A 20951-nucleotide genomic window follows, 5' to 3' on the forward strand; every position below is an offset into this window, starting at 1 on the left:
CACAAGATTACAAAAAGGGCCGTCTCAATACTCTTGAGACGGCCCTTTTTGTATGAATGAACGCTTGATTAGTCGAGGCCGAGTGAAGCGAGCAGATCGTCTACATCGCCTTGATTGGTGCCTGCGGTTGGTCCTTGCAATTTTGAAGTAGCTTGGGTCTTGGCGGATTCAGATAAGGAATCGATGTCCTGTTGGGGCTCTTTTTCGCGTTGTTGAATCATAAGCCCAGTGGCAAGCATGACTTCGCGGACGATTTTTTCAATCTGTCTGATGGAATTGATAATTTTTTTGATACGTTGGCCGGTCAAATCCTGAAAGCTCAGAGAGACCATTATGTTGGATAGGTCCGTGCCAAGGGTTTTGTTGATTTCTTCAAGTTTTTTGCGGTTTGACTTTGTCACGCCACCGGACTCAAAGCCTTTGACGATGGTGGCCACGGAGCCTTGAAGTTCTTGGAGTTTTTCAACAATGTCGATGATTTCTACTGCGGCTTTTTCCGTAGATTGCATGACGGCATCAAGTTGGTCTGAGGCTTCGGAAAAGAATTCTTCAGGATTAATATCGGTTTCGATACTTTTGATTTCTTTGCCGCCTCGGGCAACTTTGACTTCCTGATATATTTGTTTGAGGCCTTCTTGAAGGTCGTCGTTAACTCTTCGGTAGAATTCCCCTTCAAGAAGAGCCTTGGAAAGGCTGGTGGCGATTTCTCGTTCGACAGAAGCTCGGATGGTATCTTTAAGGCTATCGACAAGTTGGTCGGTTACCTGTTCCATCATCTTTTTTACCAGAGCGTCATTGCTGGTCATATATCAACTCCTGAAGGGGCTACATTTTTGAATTTCTAATTTGTTCACGTTGTTGTTTGAAAACGAATTGAACGATGGTTTCCATATCTGAACCACGCATGTCGACAAATTCAAATCTGTAGAGCCCTGTATCGGATTCCTTGTCCAGTATTCGACCTTTGGAACCGGCCATTTGGACAGGCATTTGGCTGAGAACCAATATTATTTCCAATGGATCATCAGGCTTGAATTGTTCGTTGGAGCGAAATTTGACGCCTGCGCCTGATATTTCCATGATTTCAATATCAATGGAAAAGTCTGAGCGGACACTGTCCTTGCTCAGTATGCCGATGACTTGATCGAGCTTTCTGTCCATTTCGGCCAGGAATGTCGTTAATTCTTCCGGGAGTTTGCTGTTTCTGAACAAGGCTTCACGAGAGGCCGACAGATGCCCTAAGTCTCCAGAGAACAGTTGAGGAGAGTCGATGGACTGCATGGGACGGGCATGTCCCTTCAGTCTGACAGGTATGCGTGAGAAGGATCGTTTTTCTTCGCTCATGAGGCCCCCCGGATCGGTTATTGTCTGGTGTTTTCGTCCAGATCTAAAGTCATGGCTTTGACCGGGCAGACCCTGGTACACATGCCGCAAGCTGAACATTTCTCAACATCAAAGACGATGGTCTTATCACTTTTTTCCAAGGTCAAAGCATCGGTCGGGCACATGGCTGTGCAGACGCCGCAATGAATGCAGGACTCCTCGTTGCGGAAAATCTTGTGGGCAACAGGTGTGATGCGGACGCCATTTTCTTTGAGGTAGCCGATGCCTTTATGGAAATCTTCTTCCATTCCAGACAATTCCAACGTCATTGTGCCTTCGTGTCGAGGGCTGATGTCCGCCTTGAGAATATTGAAACTCAAGTCGAAATTGCGCAGAAGGTTGCAGACTACCGGACGACCGGAAACAGTCGGCGGGAATGAGAGATAAACGATTTTTCGGAAGCCTTTGATGATTTCTTTCATTGATTTACCCTGAATGGAGATTCTGGCACACCCCTACGGATGGCAGCAATTATTTCATTTTATCCAATGAACGTTTAGCCTGCGTGGCTTCAACGGACTTGGGGAACTTCTTGAGAATTTCATCAAAACGCATTTTTGCGAGCTCCGGCTTGCCAAGATAATTCCAGGAATAACCGGATTTGAGGAGAGCGGACTTGTACTTGGAACTCTTCTTGTACTTTTCGATGACATCTTCGAAGAGGATGACAGCCCGTGCATAATCTTTAAGTTTGAAATAGCATTGGCCTTGCCAAAAGACAGCACTGGGTGTGTAGGGATGCTTTTTGAAAGTGTCCGTGAATTCTGCCCAATATGAACGAGCCTTCTCAAATTTATTTTCTTTGTACAGAGCATACGCCTTGTCATAAAGGGCCTTTGCCGGGTCTGTGTCGGCAGGCGGCGTGACCTGGGCAGGGGGCATGGAGCCCTCCGGAGTTGTTGCTGTTAGTGCGTCAGGGGTATTCGGTGTGGCACCGTCTTCACCTGCTACTACCGGAGCAAGGGCCGCTGCCCGTTCTTCTCGAACTTTGGGCAAATCCACCTGCAACTGATTTTCCAGTGCAAATTCGATTTCGGCCAATCGCTCAGCCAGGCTATCCATGGTTAATGTAGAGTCAGTCGCACCGACCTGTCGGTCCATGCGGATATTAACTTCATCCATTTCACCTCGAAGTTTGGCGAAATCTGCTCGCAAGGATTGAATTTCAGCCCACATGTCGGCAGAACGTTCTCGGATGGGCGAGTTTGATTTTTCGATTTCATTCTTGAGAAGCTGCTTGGATTCTTCAAGTTCAGATTCGAGTTGCTTCATACGGTTCAGGTCTTGTTGGCGTTCTCCTTGTAATGTTTCCATATCGGTTTTGCTAGCACAACCGATGAGTGAAAATAGGGATATAACCAACAGCAGTACAGTGAAATTCTTTGCAATTTTCATCATTTCATTAAGCTCCCTCTTTTTCTACCGAGGAAAAGATACGCCAGAGCGCCTAAAATGGGAATAAAAATGCATATCTGCATCCAGAGGGTCTTTTCGTTAGAGGATCCGAAATTTCGTTTCCATACATCGAGTATGGTCCAGACACTGAAGGAAAAGCAAATGAGAATGGAAATAGAGACAATGGCCCATTGAGTTGTTGTCAGGGCTGAAAAGTCCGCGAACATAATTATTTCTCCTTTGACGGCAGGGGATTAATCCTGTTCCGAATTGCGCTGAAGAAGCATTGACAAAATGATGCAACCTGCACCGACAGTCAGGGCACTGTCTGCAATGTTGAAGGCGGGCCAATGATATGTGCCCACGTAAACGTCCAGAAAATCAATGACCGAGCCTAGCCAGATGCGATCAATGGCGTTGCCGATGGCGCCACCTGCGATCATGCCCAAACCGGCGATCATCCATGTGTCTTTTCCTTTGGTCGACTTGAGCATGTAGCCTATGGCAAATACGGCAACGACCGATATCGCGATGAACATCGGTCGTTGCCAGTCAATATTTTCGTCATCCAAAAAACCCCAGGCCGCGCCCTTATTCAGAACGTGTACCAAATTGAAAAAGCCCGGAATCACCTTGAAACCGGTCCACGGTTCAATAGTGTTGAGCACCCACAACTTGGTGATCTGATCAAGTGCGACAGTGGCCGCAGCCCATATGGTTGCCAGAGTATACCGGTTCATTCTGGCCTTATGCGAAGGTTTTCAGGACAGCGGTACAACGGGGACATGCGTCCGGGTATGCTTCATCTGTTCCCAAGTCTTCGCTGATGCGCCAGCACCGTTCACACTTTTCGCCAGTTGCGGCTTCAACAGAGACCTTGAGGTCATCCATGTCTTCGCCTTGATAGGCGTCAGCGGGCGCATTTTCAGCGTCATCCAACACCAGCTTGGATACGATAAAGAATTCGCGCGGGTCGATGTCATTGGATTCCACAAGCGCGCGGATTTCTTTGGTCGCGAAAAGCGTGACTTGTGCGTCAAGGGATTTGCCAATGACGCGGTCTTTGCGTTTGGGTTCGATGGCCTTGTTTACTTCGGCGCGAACCTGAACCAGTTTTTCCCAACGGGCGCGTTCCGCGTCATCCATGCCAGTGGCATCGGGTGCAAAGCGGAGTGCGAAAACCGTTTTGTCCTGCGGCAGAGCCTTTTTAATGGCTTCCGGCAGGTTTTGGAACGCTTCTTCTGCTGTGAAGGAAAGGACCGGAGCCATATCTTCTAACAACATGAGTAAGGTTTGCCACAGTACGGTTTGAGCCGAGCGGCGTTTCAGGCCGTTTTCTTCTTCTACATACAGACGGTCCTTGATGATATCCAGATAGAAAGCGGACAGATCGACCACACACAGGTTGTGCAGGGTGTGATAGACCTTATGGAATTCAAAGTTTCTGTATGCTTCCTGAATGGTCTCGTGATGACGGGACACCATGTCCAGTGCGTAGCGGTCAAGCGGCTGCATGTCGGCTGCTGCGACTTTGTTCGCAGGGTCGAAGTCATTTAGGTTGGACAGCAGGTAGCGGCAGGTATTGCGGATACGACGGTACGCGTCCACGAGCCTGTTTAGAGTTTCATCCGAGATGCGAATGTCTTCCTGATAATTGGAAGCCGAAACCCACATACGCAAAATTTCAGCACCAAATTTGTCGATGATTTCCTGCGGGGCAATGACGTTGCCGATGGACTTGGACATTTTACGGCCTTCGGCATCGACCACGTAGCCGTGAGTCAGGACGGTCTTGTAAGGCGGTACTTCGCGTGTGCCGATGGAAGCGAGCAGAGAGCTGTGGAACCAGCCTCGGTGCTGGTCAGAACCTTCAAGGTACAGATCAGCGGGGAAGCGGGTTTCATTGCGTTGTTCAACCACGGCGGCATAGCTGGTGCCGGAGTCGAACCAGACATCCAAAATGTCGGTTTCACGTTTCCAGTGGGTTCCACCGCATTTGGCGCATTTCAGGCCTTTGGGAACGATTTCTTCAAGCGGAGCTTCGAACCAGTAGTCACAGCCTGTTTCGTGCTGTGCATATTTGTCACAGATGTCGTAGACCCACTGAGCGTCGAACCATGTCTCGTCGCAGTCTTCGCAGATCAACGCGGAGATGGGAACTCCCCAGTTGCGTTGACGGGAAATACACCAGTCAGGCCTATTCTCAACCATGTTGTAAATTCGTTCTTTACCCCAAGACGGGACCCATTGGACATCGTTACGGATTGCGTCCAGTGCTCGGGTGCGCAGATCGTTCTCATCCATGCCGACAAACCACTGGGTGGTTGCACGGAAGATGACTGGCTTCTTGCAGCGCCAACAATGGGGATAGGAGTGGGTGATGTCTTCGGAAGCCATAAGATTGCCGATTTCAGTCAGTTTTTCAATAACCTTGGGATTGGCGTCCCAGACATTCAGGCCGGCAAAGTGCTCGACTTCCTGAAGGAATTCGCCACGGTCATTCATGGGAGAATAGACTTCCAGACCATTTTTGAGGCCGGTTTCAAAGTCTTCTCGACCATGGCCGGGGGCGGTGTGAACACAGCCTGTGCCGGTTTCGAGAGTGACATAATCAGCCAGAACAACCGGAGAGGGGCGATCATAAATGGGGTGCTTTGCCTGAAGGCCTTCCAGTTCTGCGCCGCGAACGGTTGTCAGGATTTTTGGAGTTTCCCATCCAAATTTTGCGGTGCATTCTTCAAGCAGTCCTTCGGCCAGGACGTAGTAGTCTCCACCAACTTCAACCAACACGTAGTCGAAGTCGGGGTGCACGGCCACGGCCATGTTGTCAGGAATGGTCCACGGCGTCGTGGTCCAGATAAGGATGAACAGCTTGTTGATGTCGACATCAGCGATCTTTTTGAACTTTTCGTCAGCCATGGGGAAACGAACGTAGATGGACGGGGAGGTGTGGTCCTCGTATTCTACTTCGGCTTCGGCCAGAGCTGTGCGGCAATCGCAGCACCAATAAATGGGCTTTTTGCCACGCACAACGCCATCACGTTCCATGAATCGGCCCAGTTCGCGGGCAGTGGCTGCCTCGTATTCAGGCTTCATGGTCATGTACGGGTCGTCCCAGACGCCGAGTACGCCCAGACGTTTGAATTCCTTGCGCTGGGTGTCCAACCACTTGGCGGCGTAAGATCGACAAATTTTGCGGATGGTCAGCGTGTCGAGTTCTTTATTCTTTTTCTTGAGTTCCTGTTCAACTTTGTGCTCAATGGGCAGACCATGACAATCCCAGCCGGGAACGTATTGAGCTTTCTGTCCCTGCATGTTTCGGGATTTGACGACGATGTCCTTGAGAACCTTGTTCAGAGCGGTCCCCATGTGAATGTGGCCGTTGGCATAGGGAGGACCATCATGCAGAACATACTCATTGTCTGCGTCACCGGCAGCAACCATAGCGTCGTAAGATTTGTTTTGTTCCCAGAACTTGAGCATCTCAGGCTCGCGTTGCTTGAGGTTGGCCTTCATGGGAAATTTGGTCTTAGGCAGGAGCAGGGTTTTCTTATAGTCGCTCATGGGTTTCGTTTCCTCCAGGAACCGTATATTTCTATAGATGAAAGTCTGTGTTTAAATGAGTCGGCGTAGATTGGTATAAGCCGGACCGTAAGTCAAGTGTTGCGCCTTTTTTGCGATCAATTGCACAATGTTTACATGGCAACAGAAACATGTTTTGTGCTAAATGGACTAGAGCGGTCTGGAATGATACTTTTAGAATTTGGAGAATATATGGGCGTTCATAAGAAAAATCGTGAAATGGAAGATTTGAAAGCGAATTACATGAAGAAATCATCAGCTATATTTTTGGCGGTTGTCGCTTTGCTTGTAGGGGTTTTCATTGGTAACACGGTTACCTCATTATATATGGGGCAACAACAGGCCCGGTCAGGCGGGACGGTGCCGCAGCAGCAGAACAGCGATGAGCCGCATCAGGCCAACCCGGTTGCCTTGGTGAATTTGGAAAAAGCAGCGGCAGATGATCCAACCAATGCGGATAAGTGGATTGAACTTGGCAATTTCTGTTTTGATCATGATCTGTCTGCACAGGCGGTAACCGCATATGAACGCGCTTTAGAGTTGGTGCCAATGAAGGTCAATGTCTGGTCGGATTTAGGCGTCATGTATAGGCGTACGAAACAGTATGAGAAAGCTGTAGAAGCGTTTGGTAATGCTGCGTCATTAGATCCCAAACATTTGACTTCACGCTTTAATATGGGAATAGTATACCTGTATGACCTTAAGGACCAAGCCTCTGCTATTAAAGAATGGAAGGGTATACTGGCTGTTGATCCGAATGCGAAAACACCTTCAGGCGAAAGTTTGGCAGCCATGGTGAAAGACCTGGAAAAATAATCTGATAGCGATAAAAAAAGGGAAGGATGATATACCATCCTTCCCTTTTTTGCGTTTATATTCTCGACAGATTAGATGCCGCCGCCATTTTCAAAGGATTGTTGCGTCGCTCGGGACTGGACAATCTGTGCGCCAGACGGAACATCACGTGTGATCCAGACGTTACCGCCAATGACCGCGCCTTTGCCGATGGTGACACGGCCAAGAATGGTTGACCCCGCATAGACGATGACATCGTCTTCAACGATTGGATGTCTTGGCAGTCCCTTGATCAAACGTTCATCATCCCCTTTGGGGAAGCTTTTGGCACCAAGAGTGACACCCTGATAAATACGGACATTATCGCCAATGATGGTTGTCTCTCCGATAACCGTGCCTGTTCCATGATCAATGAAAAAACTTTTTCCGATGTTCGCCCCCGGATGGATATCGATACCCGTGTTCGAGTGGGCCATTTCTCCAATGATCCGTGGGATAATATCCACACCTAATAGGTATAGTTCGTGGGCAATACGATGATTGGTCAAAGCCCTGATAGACGGGTAGCAAAAAATGGTTTCGCCGTGTGTTTTTGCGGCAGGGTCGCCATCGTAGGCTGCTTCTACATCGGCTAAAAGCAGTTCTCTGATTTTTGGCAGTTTTGTTATGAATTCTTGAGCAATACGTTTTGCCCGAGCTTCGCAATCACTGCATTTGTCTTTTTCTATCGAATCGCAAACAAAACAATACCCTCGATTGATCTGGTCTGCCAGTGTCCGCACCAACTGATCCAGTGTGGAACCGATATAATAGGGCATGGTGTCCGGTGTTATTTCGGACGGCCCGTAATACCCGGGGAATAAAACAGATCTGAGGTCCTCGACAATTTTGGAGAGGATTTCAACGGATGGCATGGGGGCTTCTTCCGTATACCTATGTGAAGCCGGTCCGCTGCTGCCGGATTCGACCAGCAGCGCGACAACGTCGGCAAGGGAATATGTCGTGTTACTCATGGGCTTCCTTTATTCGAAAAGCGAGGTGCTTAGATACCGTTCGCCAGTGTCACAGACAATAAACACAATGAGTTTACCGGCGTTCTCCGGTCTTTTGGCCAGTTCTATGGCTGCCGCGCAGTTAGCTCCAGAGGATATGCCGCACAGAATGCCTTCTGTCATGATCATTTGTTTGGCTGTTTCCAAAGCGGTATCGTTATCAATTTGAATAATTTCATTAATGATATCTGTATTCAGGATTCCAGGAACAAAGCCTGCTCCGATGCCTTGAATCATATGTGGGCCGGGCTTTCCGCCGGAAAGTACCGGGGATGCTTGCGGTTCCACGGCAATGGCCTGAAGTTCCGGTTTCTTTTTCTTGAGGGCTTCGCCGACGCCGGTAATTGAGCCACCTGTGCCGACTCCGGCTACGAAGATGTCTACTTTGCCGTCTGTATCATTCCAGATTTCACGGGCGGTTGTTTTGCGATGCATTGCAGGGTTGTCGGCATTTTCGAATTGTTGGAGCATGAAAGCGTTGTCAGTTTCCCGGACAATTTCTTCAGCGCGATCAATAGCTCCCTGCATGCCTTTGGTTGCTGAGGTAAGGACCAGTTCAGCACCGAATCCCCTGAGCAATTTGCGTCGTTCGATACTCATGCTTTCAGGCATGGTCAGAATAAGTCTTAACCCTTTGACCGCACAGACAAAGGCCAAGCCAATGCCGGTGTTACCGCTGGTTGGTTCTACCAAAGTGGTTTCCGGTGTGATCGTGCCTTTTCCCAAAGCGGCCTCGATCATATTCTTGGCGATACGGTCTTTGACCGAGGCGCATGGATTGTTGAACTCAAGCTTGGCAACTAAGGTTGCATCCAGTCCTTCCGAGAGTTTGTTCAAGCGAACCATCGGTGTGTTGCCGACGAGTTCTGTCATGTCTTGCGCTATTTTCATCGGAAACTCCTTTGGGTGTCTTTATAGACCAAGCCCTTGTTTCTCAGGAGAAAACGGTGAGAGTTTTCTCAAGTTTTCTATGATAGGGGGCAGAGTTTTCAGTACGAAATCAATTTCTTCTTCCGTGTTGAAGCGACTCAGGCTGAATCTGATCGAACCATGCGCAAAAGTGAATGGAACATCCATTGCCCGGAGGACATGAGACGGTTCTAGGCTGCCGGATGTACAGGCTGAACCGGAACTGGCTGCAATGCCTACCTGATCGATCATTAAGAGGATGGCCTCGCCTTCGACATAGCCGAAAGAGATGTTCGACGTATTGGGCAGGCGGTTGTTTTTGTCGCCGTTGAGAATCGAATTAGGGATAGCGGCAAGCAGGCCGTTTTCCAATTTATCTCGCAAGGCACGAACTTTGGTGTTTTCTGTGTCCATATTTTTATGGGCCAGTTCACACGCTTTACCCAGAGCGATAATGCCTGTGGTATTTTCAGTGCCTGCACGACGGCTGCCTTCCTGATGACCGCCAATGAGAAATGGACGGAAGGGCGATCTTTTGCGGACAAATAGGGCCCCAACGCCTTTGGGAGCGTGTAGCTTGTGCCCGGATAAGGATAGCATGTCCACCGGGACGTTCTTGAGGTCGATAGGAACTTTGCCAACCGCCTGAACTGCGTCAGTGTGGAAAAGTACGTCGTTGTCCTTGGCAATTTTAGCCATTTCTTCAATCGGATAAATATTGCCGGTTTCGTTATTGGCCCACATGATGGAAATGATGGCTGTATCAGGACGGATAGCCGCTTTGTATTCATCCATATCAAGACGGCCGTGTTCATCCGTACCCAGATATGTAACTTCGTAGTCATCCTTTTTTTCGAGGAATTTACAAAAACTTAGAACAGCAGGATGTTCCACTGCGGTGGTGATGATGTGCCGTTTTTTCGGTTGGGCGGTCAGAGCTGATCTGATAGCGGTGTTGTCAGATTCCGAACCACAGGAAGTGAAGAGAATTTCTTCGGGCAGGCAATTGAGGGTCTTGGCGACCGATGCACGTGCCTTTTTTATTTCTACGCCAACCTGACCACCGAAGCGGTGCATGGACGAGGGATTTCCGTAGAGTTCAGAAAAGTACGGCTTGATGGCTTCGAAGACAGCCGGATCAACCTGAGTTGTCGCGTTGTTGTCGAGATAGATAGTCTTCATTATTATGCCTCCCGTACCGTGAGGTCTGGGTCGACCTTTTCTCGGAGTTTGCCTTCCACCAGATTGTGCAGGGTGGCTTGGCTAGAAGGGCAACCGGAACACATGCCCATGAATTGAACCACGACCATACCGCCGTCAATGTCCACCAGCCTGATATCTCCACCGTCGGCTTGTAATGCCGGGCGGATGTCATCATCAATGACTGATTCGATGAGGTGCATGCGCTGGATGTTGGTCATGCCCTGTGCCGGGAAAGCCGGTTTGGAGGAGGGCGTTTCACAAACGGATTCACCATGGGCCTGAGCCAGAAGTTTTTCCAGATCACCAATGCATTTCCCACATCCGCCACCGGCTTTGGTGAAGTTAGTGACATCTTCTACTGTCTGAAGATCATTTTCCTTGATGGCGTGAAGAATTTCTTCATCAAAAATACCAAAACATTCACAGATGAGTTCACCCTCATGGGAGTGCTCTGCCTGAGGCGGAGCTTCGCCGCGCATGTTTTTCAGTGCTTGCTCAAGAGCTTCCTGTCCCATGACTGAACAGTGCATTTTCTCTCTGGGCAGTCCCCCCAGATATTCAGCGATATCCTTATTGGTCAGCTTCTCAGCTTCTTCAACAGGCTTGCCGATGAGCAGTTCCGTGAGGGCAGAGCTGGACGCGATTGCGCTGGCACAGCCGAAAGTTTGAAATTTTGCATCTGTGATGATGCCGTTGTCGTCCACTTGAATGTAGAGCGTCAAGGCATCTCCGCAGGCCAGAGATCCGACTTCTCCCACTCCGTCCGCGTTATCAATGGTTCCAACATTCCGAGGATTGAGGAAATGGTCTTTTACCTTATCTGTATATTCCCACATGATTGTCTCCAATAGTGCTGATATTTTTATCGTCAGACAGTGATAATCATTAATCACCAAAGGTCAATTACAGAGACATAAGTCCTGGAACCTGAGCTGCCTTTTCATAGATTTCCATAACATGATCCGAGGAGTACATGGTTGAAATCATGGTGATGCTCGTATATTTCCCTGTCTTTGATTGACGGAGCTTCAGTTCTTCTTTCGGAAACAATTCTTTGAATTGATCGAGATTACCTGCAGGTACTATAAATTTATATACATATGGACAAGGCCATTGATGGTGTCCATCCAACGCTTGCTTGAATTGTTCTCGCTTGTCTGTCATATAATTCTCCTATCTATACTAGATGGTAGCGGTCTATATTAAATTTATTCAATCTGTCAAAAGTTGAAAGATTGCCTTCAAAGATATAAATATTTGAGTTAAATGCAATGAGACTAAAGTAAAATTATAACATCATTTTCTAACGGGTTTTAATATGCTGTTTTTATCATCGGATTTCAAAATGGAAATACGCGATAATAATGAGGAAAAATGAGCGATACTGTTGATGTTCTCGTCGTGGATGACGAACGAATCAATCTCAAATTGGTCGAAGGCATACTCAAAGGGTATGACTTTAATCTTGTAACAGCGTTGTCCGGGGCTCAGGCCTTAGAGTGTCTGTCCAATCATGATTTTGCAGTAGCTCTACTGGATGTCATGATGCCCGGTATGGATGGCTTCGAACTTGCCGAACGGATTCGTAGCTCCGAGTCCACTCGTGATATACCAATAATTTTCATTACGGCCATAAGCAAGGACCAGCGACATGTTTTTCGTGGATACGAACTTGGAGCGGTTGATTATTTATTCAAGCCTGTCGAGCCAGAGGTGCTTCGGAGCAAGATGAATATCTTTGCCGATTTGCATCGTAAAAAGCGGCATCTGGAAGAAACGACATATCGCCTTGAGGCCACGGTGAAGCAATTGGAGGCATCCAAGGCTGCATTGGAAAAGTCCGAGCAGCGATATCGGCTGGTTGCTGATTATAATTATGATTGGGAGTGCTGGATAGGTCCAGAGGGAGATATTCGGTATATTTCGCCATCGTGCGAACGTATCAGTGGATATTCTCCTGATGCCTATGTGCAGGACCCAGATCTTTTTGGGAAAATAGTTCATCCCGATGATCGGCCGGGATGGTTCAGTTTCATGAATGATGAAGCTGTTGGAGGCGACGAGAATCTTGATTTTAGAATTTATGACTCCAACGTCAAGGTCCGGTGGTTGAGTCTTATCAAGCATGCAATTAGGACCGAAGAAGGGACCAATCTTGGCATCAGAATAAGCATGCGTGATATTACCAATCGAAAACGCATGGAAGAGCAACTCAAACATAGTGCCCTCCACGACACACTCACAGGGCTGCCGAATCGAGTTTTATTTTTGGACAGATTGAGCCAAGCCGTTGATAGATCTGTTGAGGATAGTGATTACTACGCTGCCTTGTTTATCAATCTGGATAGATTTCAAGCTGTCAATGATCACTATGGACATGCTGTTGGGGATACGTTGATGATGCGTATCAGCGAGAATTTGAAGGGGATCGTTCGGCCATTGGATACGGTTGCCCGTTTTGGCGGAGATGAATTCGGAATATTGATTCATGAGATGGACAATGTGTTGGATGTACAGGCGCTAATTAAAGAAATTCATAATTCATTTAGTAAATCTGTTGAAGTTGAAGGTATTAAGTTCAACGTATCTGCCAGCATCGGATATGATATTGCCTCTGGTACACAGGTGGAGTCGGAGGAGCTTGTTCACAACGCACAGGTTGCCATGAATGAAGCCAAAGATAGCGGTAAAAATCGTTATGTAGCTTATCATAAGAGCATGCGTGAAGGCGTGATCAACATTTTAGCTGTTGAAAATGATCTCAAGAGAGCTTTGAAGGCTCGAGAGTTTGAAGCTTATTATCAACCTATTGTGAATTTGGCGGATGGTAGGCTTTATGGATTTGAGGCACTTGCTCGTTGGAATCATCCAGAGCGGGGGATGGTCAATCCCGGTGAGTTTATTCCGGTAGCCGAAGAGACTGGGTTGATTGTTGAGCTTGGTATGCAGATACTTGAGCAGGCATGCGGTGTCATGAATACTTGGCGTAAGAAACATCCGATTGCTTCGGAATTGACTATTGCCGTCAATATCTCAGCCAAGCAGTTTGGGGAATCCTCACTGGCTGCGGATGTGGCAAGTCTCTTGGAACGCTCCGGATTGCCTTCATACTGTCTTAAATTGGAGATTACGGAAACTGTTGTCATGTTGGATGCCATGAAATCAACCAATCAGCTGAATCTTTTGAAAGACCTCGGAATTTTGTTGTCTATCGACGATTTTGGAACCGGTTATTCCTCCATGAGTTATTTGCAAAAGTTCCCCACGGATCAACTAAAGATTGATTTGAGCTTTGTGCAGCGGATGGAATCGGCTCCTGAAAATATAGAAATTATAAGAGCCATTGTGAATATGGCGCATAGTTTACGCCTTCGTGTTGTGGCGGAGGGCATCGAAACCGAGAGGCAAAGGGACTTGCTTTATTCATTGCAATGCGATTACGGTCAGGGATATTTATATTCGAAGCCGCTGTGTGAAGCGGATGCCGAAGATTTTGTTAAGAATTCTGAATAAATCGCAAGACTAGAAAGCAATTGGAGCTGTGTCCATGAACCTCAGTGCCCCGCAGTTGATCACCTGGATCATCGGAGTCCTCATCGGCCTTCTCGGTATACTTATTCAAATCGATGTTATGTCTGTTCCCGCTTTGGAAAATGTGATTCAGCCGTTTTGGCTGGTCTCAACCGGATTCATCGTTCTGGCAGTATCCAACGTGTTCCGCAGTTTGTAGGCGGTTTTTCCCTTGAAAAAGATCAATCGACCGGAAGGTCCCGGAGTCTTTGCATGAATTTGTTGCGGCTGAATATTTGGCGAAAGATGATCCTGGCAGGTTTTGTGGTGGCTGTTGTTGCCATGTTTGCCATTGATTGGGGGTATCATTTCCATATAGGTCACGTCGTTCGTCTTTTCGTGGGCGCAGCAGCTTTCTGGTTGGCTGTAGACCGACTGTAAAGTTAGACCGATCAGTCCATGATCTCGTATGGCTACCATAGATAGACAGGCGGTAAACTATAAAGAGCTGGTTAAGAATGACGAGTTCGCAATATGTTTTTTTTCTTTGATGTTTTGATTAAGTAAACACTGAAAATGAAAAAGCTGGAATGAATTACGAAACAGCTTGACCTTTCCAAGGGACAGGACTAGTTGTCTTTTTTAGAAACGAAAAGGATTTTCCCAATGCAGCGTGATTTGAACACCATTTCCAACATCCCCGCCAGCCTAGTAGTGGTCAGCGTATGCGTCGTAGTAGACGTAGTAGTATGCGGTGTCAAAACGGACGCGCCATAACGGGATCATTTTTAACGAATTTTCAACCCCCGTCGGTGCATCCGGCGGGGGTTTTTCTTTTGAATCCCGCCAAACGCTCCGGGGCACACATGAGGAGATGAGTAATGAAATTGAGTGGTGCGGAAATTATTATCAAATTGTTGGAACGGCAGGGAATAGATACTATCGCAGGTATCCCTGGTGGTGCCAATCTGCCCATGTATGATGCGTTGGGGCAGAGTGACTCCATTCGGCATATTCTGACCCGCCATGAGCAGGGAGCCGGCTTTATTGCTCAGGGCATGGCTCGCGTTACGGGCAAGCCGGCGGTGTTTTTCGCTACCTCCGGGCCGGGAGCGACCAATACCTTGACGGCTATTGCCGATGCCAAGCTTGATTCCATCCCTATTATCTGTATTACCGGGCAGGTGCCGCTTTCCATGATCGGTACTGACGCTTTTCAGGAAGTCGACACATATGGCCTGAGCGTTCCCATTACGAAGCATAATTTTCTTGTTCGTTCCGTAAAAGATTTGCTTGACGTCATACCTGCTGCGTTTCGTATAGCGTCAAGTGGTCGGCCCGGGCCTGTGGTTGTTGATGTTCCCAAAGATGTGCAGATGGCCATGTGTGAATTTGATGCGTGGTCGGAAATTGGCGAACGTGAACCGACTGAGGAGTTGATCCCGGCCGAAATCAGACGGGCTGCTGATATGATTAACAAGGCGGAAAGGCCTGTTTTGTATCTTGGCGGTGGCGTTATTCAATCCGATTCGGCTGCCGAGGCCCTTGCTTTGGCGGAAAAGGCGGGTATCCCGTCCGCAATGACCCTTATGGGGTTGGGGGTTATTCCGACGGATAATCCGCTCTGTTTGGGAATGCTGGGTATGCATGCGGCCCGTTATACCAATATGGCCTTGGAAGAATGTGATTTGCTTGTTGCCGTGGGTGTGCGTTTTGATGACCGTGCAACCGGCAAGGTTCCGGAATTTTGTCCCAATGCTAAAGTGATTCATATGGATATCGATCCGAGTGAATTGGATAAAATTAAAACATCCACAGCATCTGTCACTGGCGACGTCCTTGATATTTTTCAAGCCTTGATTCCACAGGTTGAGGAAAAGGTACGCGAAGTATGGAATGCGCAGGTTCAGGCGTTGAAGAATGATCATCCAATGTTGATACCGCATGCCGAGGACCCGACATCAGCGTATGGAGTCGTGTTGAAAGCGGCTGAACTGGCCGGAGAAACTGCGATTGTATGTACTGATGTCGGGCAGCATCAGATGCGGACCGCTCAAGTATATCCTTTCAAACATCCGCGCCAATGGCTGACATCTGGTGGTCTTGGCACCATGGGATTTGGTATGCCCGCATCAATTGGTGCCGCTTTGGCAGCCCCGGATCGTTCAGTGATTTGTTTCAGCGGTGACGGTTCGATTATGATGAATATTCAGGACTTGGCTACAGCCATGGAATACGACATCCCGATCAAGATCATTTTGACCAACAACAATGCGCTTGGTTTGGTTCGTCAGCAACAGGATCTGTTTTACGGCAAACGGTATTTTGCTTCCGATTATTCAAAAAGCGTCGATTTTATCAAAATTGCGGATGGGTTTGGTATCAATACTCATGATTTGGGCACAAGTAGCAATCCCGCCAAGACGTTGGAAGAAGCGTTGGCGGAGTCTGGTCCGTCCTTGATCCATGTGCCCCTTAGTCCCGATGACCCTGTCTATCCGATGGTCCCTCCGGGTGCTGCGAATTCTGAAATGATTGGAGGTGAGAAAAATGTGTAAGCAAACGGTTCTCGAGTTGTCGGTGAACAATCATCCCGGTGTGATGTCTCATATTTGTGGGCTTTTTGCCCGCAGGGCCTACAACGTTGAAGGTATTGCCTGTATGCCGATTAATGGCGGTGGCAAGAGTAAAATATGGTTGCTTGTCAACGCGGATCATCGACTGGATCAAATGATTAAACAGGTAGACAAACTGGAAGACGTTTTAGGGGTAGAGCGTCACGACCACGGACATGAGGTTTTTATGAAAATGTCTGAATTTGTTCAATAAAAAAAGAATATGAGCTTCTGTGTGAAAGGCCGACAAAATGTCGGCCTTTTTTTTGTGTATGAAACATGCCCCCCTAAAGATAGTGCCGAACTCGTCGATAACACATACGGAAGACTTTAACTGCATCTCCGGGAGAGAGAATGTCGCTGTCCGATATTGAAAAGAATTTTTTGTATACGTATTCCTCCCAACTGTTGCAGCAGGATATGCTGACAAATCAGCTGTTTGGTGCGTCCAAGATGGGACAAGATCTTCGAAGTCTTGTCCTTGGTGGTCCTGTGCGTGCAGAAACTTTTACCAATCCTTTTGAAGAGGCCATCAGCGGGCAGTTGCGGTCTGATGCCGGGGCAACTCGACAGGCGTCTCGGAACGTTGGAGAAGCTGCCTCTATGGTTGGTGTGGCACGGACCGACATGGCGACCATCGCTGATGCTCTGGAAGATATGGAAGATATTATCGACAAGATTAATACCGGAGAACTTGATGAAAATAGTGCAGTTGTCAAGGCTGACTACGATGCACTCTTGGACAAAATAACAGGTACGATTTCCAATTCGGATTACAACGGTATTGCCCTGTTGGATGGTTCTCAGTGGGGAACGGACCAGATTGATGCCACAGGCAATGTGCACATTCAATCCAGCAAAAGTGGTGGCTTTGATGTCACGTTTCATAATGTCGATGGATATGATTGGACGGTGTTTGACAGTGCAGACCTCGTGGATGCCGGAGACAGAGCAACTCAATTGGCATCTGTTCAATCCTATTTGTCGGATATGAGTGCTATTCAGGATGTTTACGCTGGTAAAGAGGACAGTTTGCAGGCGCAGGAACTTCATTTACAGAGTCAAGCGCAACTTCTCGATCAGGCCGCACAGATGCGCAAGCCTTCTGACCCGAGTTATTCTATGGAGCAACTCTTGGCGGACCTTATTATTAGAGAAAGTGGAACGTTATTCGATAGCAACGGTTAGTGAACTTTTGGTAAGGAAAAGTATACAACGGGGCATTAAATTGATGTTTTTTATGATGCAATAAGAAAACCGTCATCCCGATGTGGAATGGCGGTTTCGATATATGGAGCTGTCGAGCAGGATTGAACTGCCTACCTCGTCCTTACCAAGGACGCGCTCTACCAACTGAGCTACGACAGCCTTTGGTCAGGCTATGCTACGAAATGATGGGCCGACCGTGAGCCGGTCCATCGGGGTATTTCGTAATTGGTCGGGATGAGAGGATTTGAACCTCCGGCCCCTTGACCCCCAGTCAAGTGCGCTACCAGACTGCGCTACATCCCGACGCGAAGAGAGTAACTATATGTGACAGCGGAGAGTGTCAACCATTGATTGGTGTAATGTGTAAATCTTTTGATCCAAGTGAGTTAAGGAGGAAGAAGTGTCTGGTTGAGGAAGGAGAACGGGTGGTAAAGCTCAATAAAAACCGAGTTCTTTTATGTCTGAATTTTGGTGTCGAAATGAAAAAAAGAAAACCGCCAATCCGAAGATTAGCGGTTTTAATATATGGAGCTGACGAGCAGGATTGAACTGCCTACCTCGTCCTTACCAAGGACGCGCTCTACCGATTGAGCTACGTCAGCATTCCGTCTGTTTTTGATGAAATGCTGGACCGATTTGACTCGGTCCAGCGGGGGATTCCATCATTGGTCGGGATGAAAGGATTTGAACCTTCGGCCCCTTGACCCCCAGTCAAGTGCGCTACCAGGCTGCGCTACATCCCGACGCGAAGTGAGTAACTATCTTTGACCGCTGTGAGTGTCAATCCTTTTTTTGAGAAAAATGCCAAAGTGGTGGTTTTTTTGAGAATCCCCTTGCTGATTGCGTAGTATATTCTATAAGATCATTCATCTGGTCATATTTATAATGGTTTTTCCATGTAAATATGTATTATTAACCACATAAGCATTGACTAAATCATGGGGAAGCGGTTTGTTGCCCTAGGCCCGAATGACTTGTTCATGTCGGATAAAGAGAAAATAAACATAAATTGATCAGGGGGTTGCCATGGCTGATGAAGCTTTGAAAGATATCAATCAGTTTTTGACCTTCACTTTAGGTAAAGAAATTTTTGCGTTGGATATCGGGACGGTACGGGAAGTTCTGGAATTAACGTCCATTACTAAGATCCCTAGGACACCCGAGTTTATGCGTGGTGTTATCAATCTGCGTGGTCATGCCGTTCCGGTTGTGGACATGCGCTTGAAGCTGGGCATGTCGCAGGGTGAAGACACCGTCGATACGTGCATTATTATTGTCGAGATTGAATTTGAGGGAGAATTCACTGTCATGGGTGCTCTTGTCGATTCCGTACGCGAGGTCTTTGAAATGACTCCGGATACTATTGAGCCTGCTCCCAAGATGGGCGCAGCCATCAATGCCGAGTATATTAAGGGAATGGGACGTCAGAACGGGCAGTTCATTATTATCATTGATATCAATAAGATTTTTTCTGCAGAAGAGCTTGCCATTGCCAAGAATCTGGCAGGAGTGGGCGGTGGAGTCGATCAACCACCTGTTGAAGAGGGTGTGGCGGCAACTTCAGCAGCCTCAGCTTAACAAAAATAAAAACCCTCGTTCGAAAGAGCGAGGGTTTTTATTTTATTTAACAGGTCTTGTTATTCATTGTCGTCCCAATTGACCGTAGTATCCCACTTTATCTTGCCCTGAGTCTTCTTCTGTTTGCGGAGGAGTACGTATAAAGCTCCTGCACCACCATCTTTGGGTTGTGCGGTGCAAAAAGCTAAAACAACATGTCTGAGTGGCTCTTTGGTCAACCATGTTTCGGTTCCTGTTCGCAGAATCGATTGTCCACCGGGGGAGTTTTTCCCACGGCCAGTGACGACCAAGACACATCGATGTCCCTGAAGATAGCTTTCTCGGATGAAGAAGAGCAGATTCTCTTGAGCCTGATCCGCTGTCATACCATGAAGATCGAGGTGAGTGGCAACGCTAAGCGAGCCGGATTTGAGTTGTTGAAATATTTTGATATCTAGGCCGCGAACATAACCGTACATGAATTCATCAGTGTATTCGAGTTCGAATTCGATGTCGCCTCGCATAAATCGTTGAGGGTCTTGGGTTTCATCTTCAACGGAAACGACTTGAGACGGGGCTGTTTCAGCTTGGGGAGCCACCTGTCTGCCGCTTGCGCCATCCATTTTTTCCACCCCGCGCATGGCGGCCATGAATACTTCTTCGTCTGCTGGTTCATTTTGTGGGTTGACATTTTCTTTTTGAGGCACATTTTTGTCGTACGGAAGAGAATAGACATCGTCTTTTTTCTTCTCGAATTTGATCTGCTTGAGATCGCCAAGGTTGTTTATACGCTTCTTTTTCATTGCTTATCCTTCCTTTGGTCGAAACGAGTATATCCAAATGCTTGCATGGAGCAAGCTAAAGAGTTGTGTCCCGCGGCGTTCGTACGATTCGCTGGACTTCCAAGGCTGCGTTAAGTAATGAGCCTGTTTGCACAAAGACTTAAAGCGAGGGAACAGATGCTGACCATAGAAGACTTGCATGTCAACATCGGCGATAAAGAGGTCCTCAAGGGGATCAATCTTCAGATAAACGAAGGGGAAACATTTATTTTGTTCGGACCGAATGGTTCGGGCAAGACGTCCCTTCTTATGTCTCTGATGGGCTTTTCCGGATATAATGTCACCAAGGGAAAGATATACTTTAAAGGACAGGACATCACGGAAGTCCCCATGTATGAACGGGCACGCCTTGGTGTTGGTATGTCCTTCCAGCGACCCCCGACCATTCATGGCTTGCGGACCCGCCATCTTGTCCAGAGGTGTTCTCGAAAAGGTGAAGTGAATCCTGAAATGTTGGCTGAAACCGTCAACATGACCGAATTTTTAGATCGTGATATTAACGCCGGTTTTTCCGGTGGGGAAATCAAACGATCTGAATTACTTCAGCTTATGGCACAGCAGCCTGACCTCGTACTTTTTGACGAGCCGGAATCAGGCGTTGATATGGAGAACATGCAGTTGGTGGGCAAGGTCGCCCGCGACGTGCTGGATGGTAATTTTAATATTACTCCTGATTTGAGCCTGCGTGAGCGCAAGGAACAAACCAGAACAGCCGGACTGATTATCACCCATACCGGTTACATCCTTGACTATGTCAACGCTGACCGCGGACAGGTTCTGTATCAGGGCCACCTGTGTTGTGAAGGCCGTCCCAGAGATATTTTGGACCACATCCGGGAGCATGGCTACCAGGAATGTGTTCGCTGCATGAACTAGCAACTCCTTGTGAAGGAGATAGA

22 protein-coding genes and 4 tRNA genes are annotated in these 20951 nt (G+C 47.8%); 9 read left to right on the forward strand and 17 right to left on the reverse strand.

All coding sequences use genetic code 11. The features are described from left to right. Positions 1-68: 68 nt before the first annotated feature. Genes SYK_RS02405 through ileS form a run of 7 tightly spaced genes read right to left on the reverse strand, consistent with a single transcriptional unit; the run spans position 69 to position 6342 of the window. Positions 69-806 carry a protein phosphatase CheZ gene (locus SYK_RS02405; RefSeq protein WP_281762029.1) on the reverse strand — a complete coding sequence of 246 codons (738 nt, stop codon included), beginning with the start codon at positions 804-806 and terminating at the stop codon, positions 69-71. Between the two features lie 19 nt (positions 807-825). Beyond that, positions 826-1344, reverse strand: a complete 519-nt coding sequence (locus SYK_RS02410) for a PilZ domain-containing protein (RefSeq protein ID WP_281762030.1) — start codon at positions 1342-1344, stop codon at positions 826-828. 17 nt (positions 1345-1361) lie between these two features. After that, positions 1362-1805, reverse strand: coding sequence for an NIL domain-containing protein (locus tag SYK_RS02415; protein WP_281762031.1), 444 nt, complete (start codon positions 1803-1805; stop codon positions 1362-1364). 49 nt (positions 1806-1854) lie between these two features. Beyond that, positions 1855-2781: a tetratricopeptide repeat protein gene (locus tag SYK_RS02420; protein WP_281762032.1), complete on the reverse strand. Its 927-nt coding sequence runs from the start codon at positions 2779-2781 to the stop codon at positions 1855-1857. Next, complete coding sequence (locus tag SYK_RS02425) at positions 2778-3005, reverse strand: PLD nuclease N-terminal domain-containing protein (protein ID WP_281762033.1); 228 nt, start codon at positions 3003-3005, stop codon at positions 2778-2780. The genes SYK_RS02420 and SYK_RS02425 overlap by 4 nt, the downstream gene beginning before the upstream one ends. A 27-nt stretch (positions 3006-3032) precedes the next feature. Beyond that, a complete protein-coding gene (gene lspA, locus SYK_RS02430) occupies positions 3033-3518 on the reverse strand; it encodes a signal peptidase II (RefSeq protein ID WP_281762034.1) in 486 nt (161 codons plus the stop codon). Positions 3519-3525: 7 nt separating this feature from the next. Next, positions 3526-6342, reverse strand: a complete 2817-nt coding sequence (gene ileS / locus SYK_RS02435) for an isoleucine--tRNA ligase (RefSeq protein ID WP_281762035.1) — start codon at positions 6340-6342, stop codon at positions 3526-3528. A gap of 135 nt (positions 6343-6477) precedes the next feature. Here ileS and SYK_RS02440 point away from each other — a divergent pair, with 135 nt between their 5' ends. Next, entirely contained in the window at positions 6478-7176 is a 699-nt protein-coding gene (locus SYK_RS02440; protein WP_281762036.1) for a tetratricopeptide repeat protein, read from the forward strand. Positions 7177-7247: 71 nt separating this feature from the next. Here the strand turns inward: SYK_RS02440 and epsC are convergent, their stop codons facing one another. The 5 genes from epsC to SYK_RS02465 all read right to left on the reverse strand — a co-directional run bounded on the left by epsC (position 7248) and on the right by SYK_RS02465 (position 11483). Further along, a complete protein-coding gene (epsC, locus tag SYK_RS02445) occupies positions 7248-8168 on the reverse strand; it encodes a serine O-acetyltransferase EpsC (RefSeq protein WP_281762037.1) in 921 nt (306 codons plus the stop codon). A gap of 9 nt (positions 8169-8177) precedes the next feature. Further along, on the reverse strand, positions 8178-9098 hold the full coding sequence (gene cysK / locus SYK_RS02450) for a cysteine synthase A (RefSeq protein ID WP_281762038.1): 921 nt from the start codon (positions 9096-9098) through the stop codon (positions 8178-8180). 21 nt (positions 9099-9119) lie between these two features. Then, complete coding sequence (gene nifS / locus SYK_RS02455) at positions 9120-10298, reverse strand: cysteine desulfurase NifS (protein WP_281762039.1); 1179 nt, start codon at positions 10296-10298, stop codon at positions 9120-9122. A 2-nt stretch (positions 10299-10300) separates the two neighbouring features. Next, complete coding sequence (gene nifU / locus SYK_RS02460) at positions 10301-11155, reverse strand: Fe-S cluster assembly protein NifU (RefSeq protein ID WP_281762040.1); 855 nt, start codon at positions 11153-11155, stop codon at positions 10301-10303. Between the two features lie 67 nt (positions 11156-11222). Continuing rightward, entirely contained in the window at positions 11223-11483 is a 261-nt protein-coding gene (locus SYK_RS02465; RefSeq protein WP_281762041.1) for a DUF493 family protein, read from the reverse strand. A 210-nt stretch (positions 11484-11693) separates the two neighbouring features. Between SYK_RS02465 and SYK_RS02470 the strand changes: the two genes are divergently transcribed. The 6 genes from SYK_RS02470 to SYK_RS02495 all read left to right on the forward strand — a co-directional run bounded on the left by SYK_RS02470 (position 11694) and on the right by SYK_RS02495 (position 17632). After that, positions 11694-13832: a putative bifunctional diguanylate cyclase/phosphodiesterase gene (locus SYK_RS02470; protein ID WP_281762042.1), complete on the forward strand. Its 2139-nt coding sequence runs from the start codon at positions 11694-11696 to the stop codon at positions 13830-13832. Between the two features lie 34 nt (positions 13833-13866). Next, positions 13867-14049 carry a hypothetical protein gene (locus tag SYK_RS02475; protein WP_281762043.1) on the forward strand — a complete coding sequence of 61 codons (183 nt, stop codon included), beginning with the start codon at positions 13867-13869 and terminating at the stop codon, positions 14047-14049. Between the two features lie 53 nt (positions 14050-14102). Beyond that, a complete protein-coding gene (locus tag SYK_RS02480; RefSeq protein WP_281762044.1) occupies positions 14103-14270 on the forward strand; it encodes a hypothetical protein in 168 nt (55 codons plus the stop codon). A gap of 440 nt (positions 14271-14710) precedes the next feature. Next, complete coding sequence (gene ilvB / locus SYK_RS02485; protein ID WP_281762045.1) at positions 14711-16387, forward strand: acetolactate synthase large subunit; 1677 nt, start codon at positions 14711-14713, stop codon at positions 16385-16387. Then, entirely contained in the window at positions 16380-16658 is a 279-nt protein-coding gene (gene ilvN / locus SYK_RS02490) for an acetolactate synthase small subunit (protein ID WP_281762046.1), read from the forward strand. Before ilvB ends, ilvN begins: the two co-directional genes overlap by 8 nt. Before the next feature lie 140 nt (positions 16659-16798). After that, positions 16799-17632 carry a flagellin gene (locus SYK_RS02495; RefSeq protein ID WP_281762047.1) on the forward strand — a complete coding sequence of 278 codons (834 nt, stop codon included), beginning with the start codon at positions 16799-16801 and terminating at the stop codon, positions 17630-17632. A gap of 104 nt (positions 17633-17736) precedes the next feature. Here SYK_RS02495 and SYK_RS02500 read toward each other — a convergent pair. The 4 genes from SYK_RS02500 to SYK_RS02515 all read right to left on the reverse strand — a co-directional run bounded on the left by SYK_RS02500 (position 17737) and on the right by SYK_RS02515 (position 18396). After that, positions 17737-17812: transfer RNA gene (locus SYK_RS02500), tRNA-Thr, on the reverse strand. Positions 17813-17879: 67 nt separating this feature from the next. After that, positions 17880-17956, reverse strand: a tRNA-Pro gene (locus SYK_RS02505). A gap of 223 nt (positions 17957-18179) precedes the next feature. Further along, positions 18180-18255, reverse strand: a tRNA-Thr gene (locus SYK_RS02510). Between the two features lie 64 nt (positions 18256-18319). Beyond that, a tRNA-Pro gene (locus SYK_RS02515) sits at positions 18320-18396 on the reverse strand. Positions 18397-18679: 283 nt separating this feature from the next. Here SYK_RS02515 and SYK_RS02520 point away from each other — a divergent pair. After that, the gene (locus SYK_RS02520; RefSeq protein ID WP_281762048.1) at positions 18680-19231 is read left to right on the forward strand and encodes a chemotaxis protein CheW; all 552 of its coding nucleotides are present in this window, start codon (positions 18680-18682) and stop codon (positions 19229-19231) included. Positions 19232-19290: 59 nt separating this feature from the next. On the opposite strand, the gene SYK_RS02525 is transcribed toward SYK_RS02520, so the two are convergent. Continuing rightward, complete coding sequence (locus SYK_RS02525) at positions 19291-20013, reverse strand: Smr/MutS family protein (protein ID WP_281762049.1); 723 nt, start codon at positions 20011-20013, stop codon at positions 19291-19293. 156 nt (positions 20014-20169) lie between these two features. Here SYK_RS02525 and SYK_RS02530 point away from each other — a divergent pair, with 156 nt between their 5' ends. Further along, positions 20170-20928 (forward strand): ABC transporter ATP-binding protein, encoded by a 759-nt coding sequence (locus SYK_RS02530; protein ID WP_281762050.1) that lies wholly within the window; start codon positions 20170-20172, stop codon positions 20926-20928. Positions 20929-20951: the final 23 nt, after the last annotated feature.

It is taken from the genome of Pseudodesulfovibrio nedwellii, assembly GCF_027923765.1.
Classification (GTDB): Bacteria; Desulfobacterota; Desulfovibrionia; order Desulfovibrionales; family Desulfovibrionaceae; genus Pseudodesulfovibrio; species Pseudodesulfovibrio nedwellii.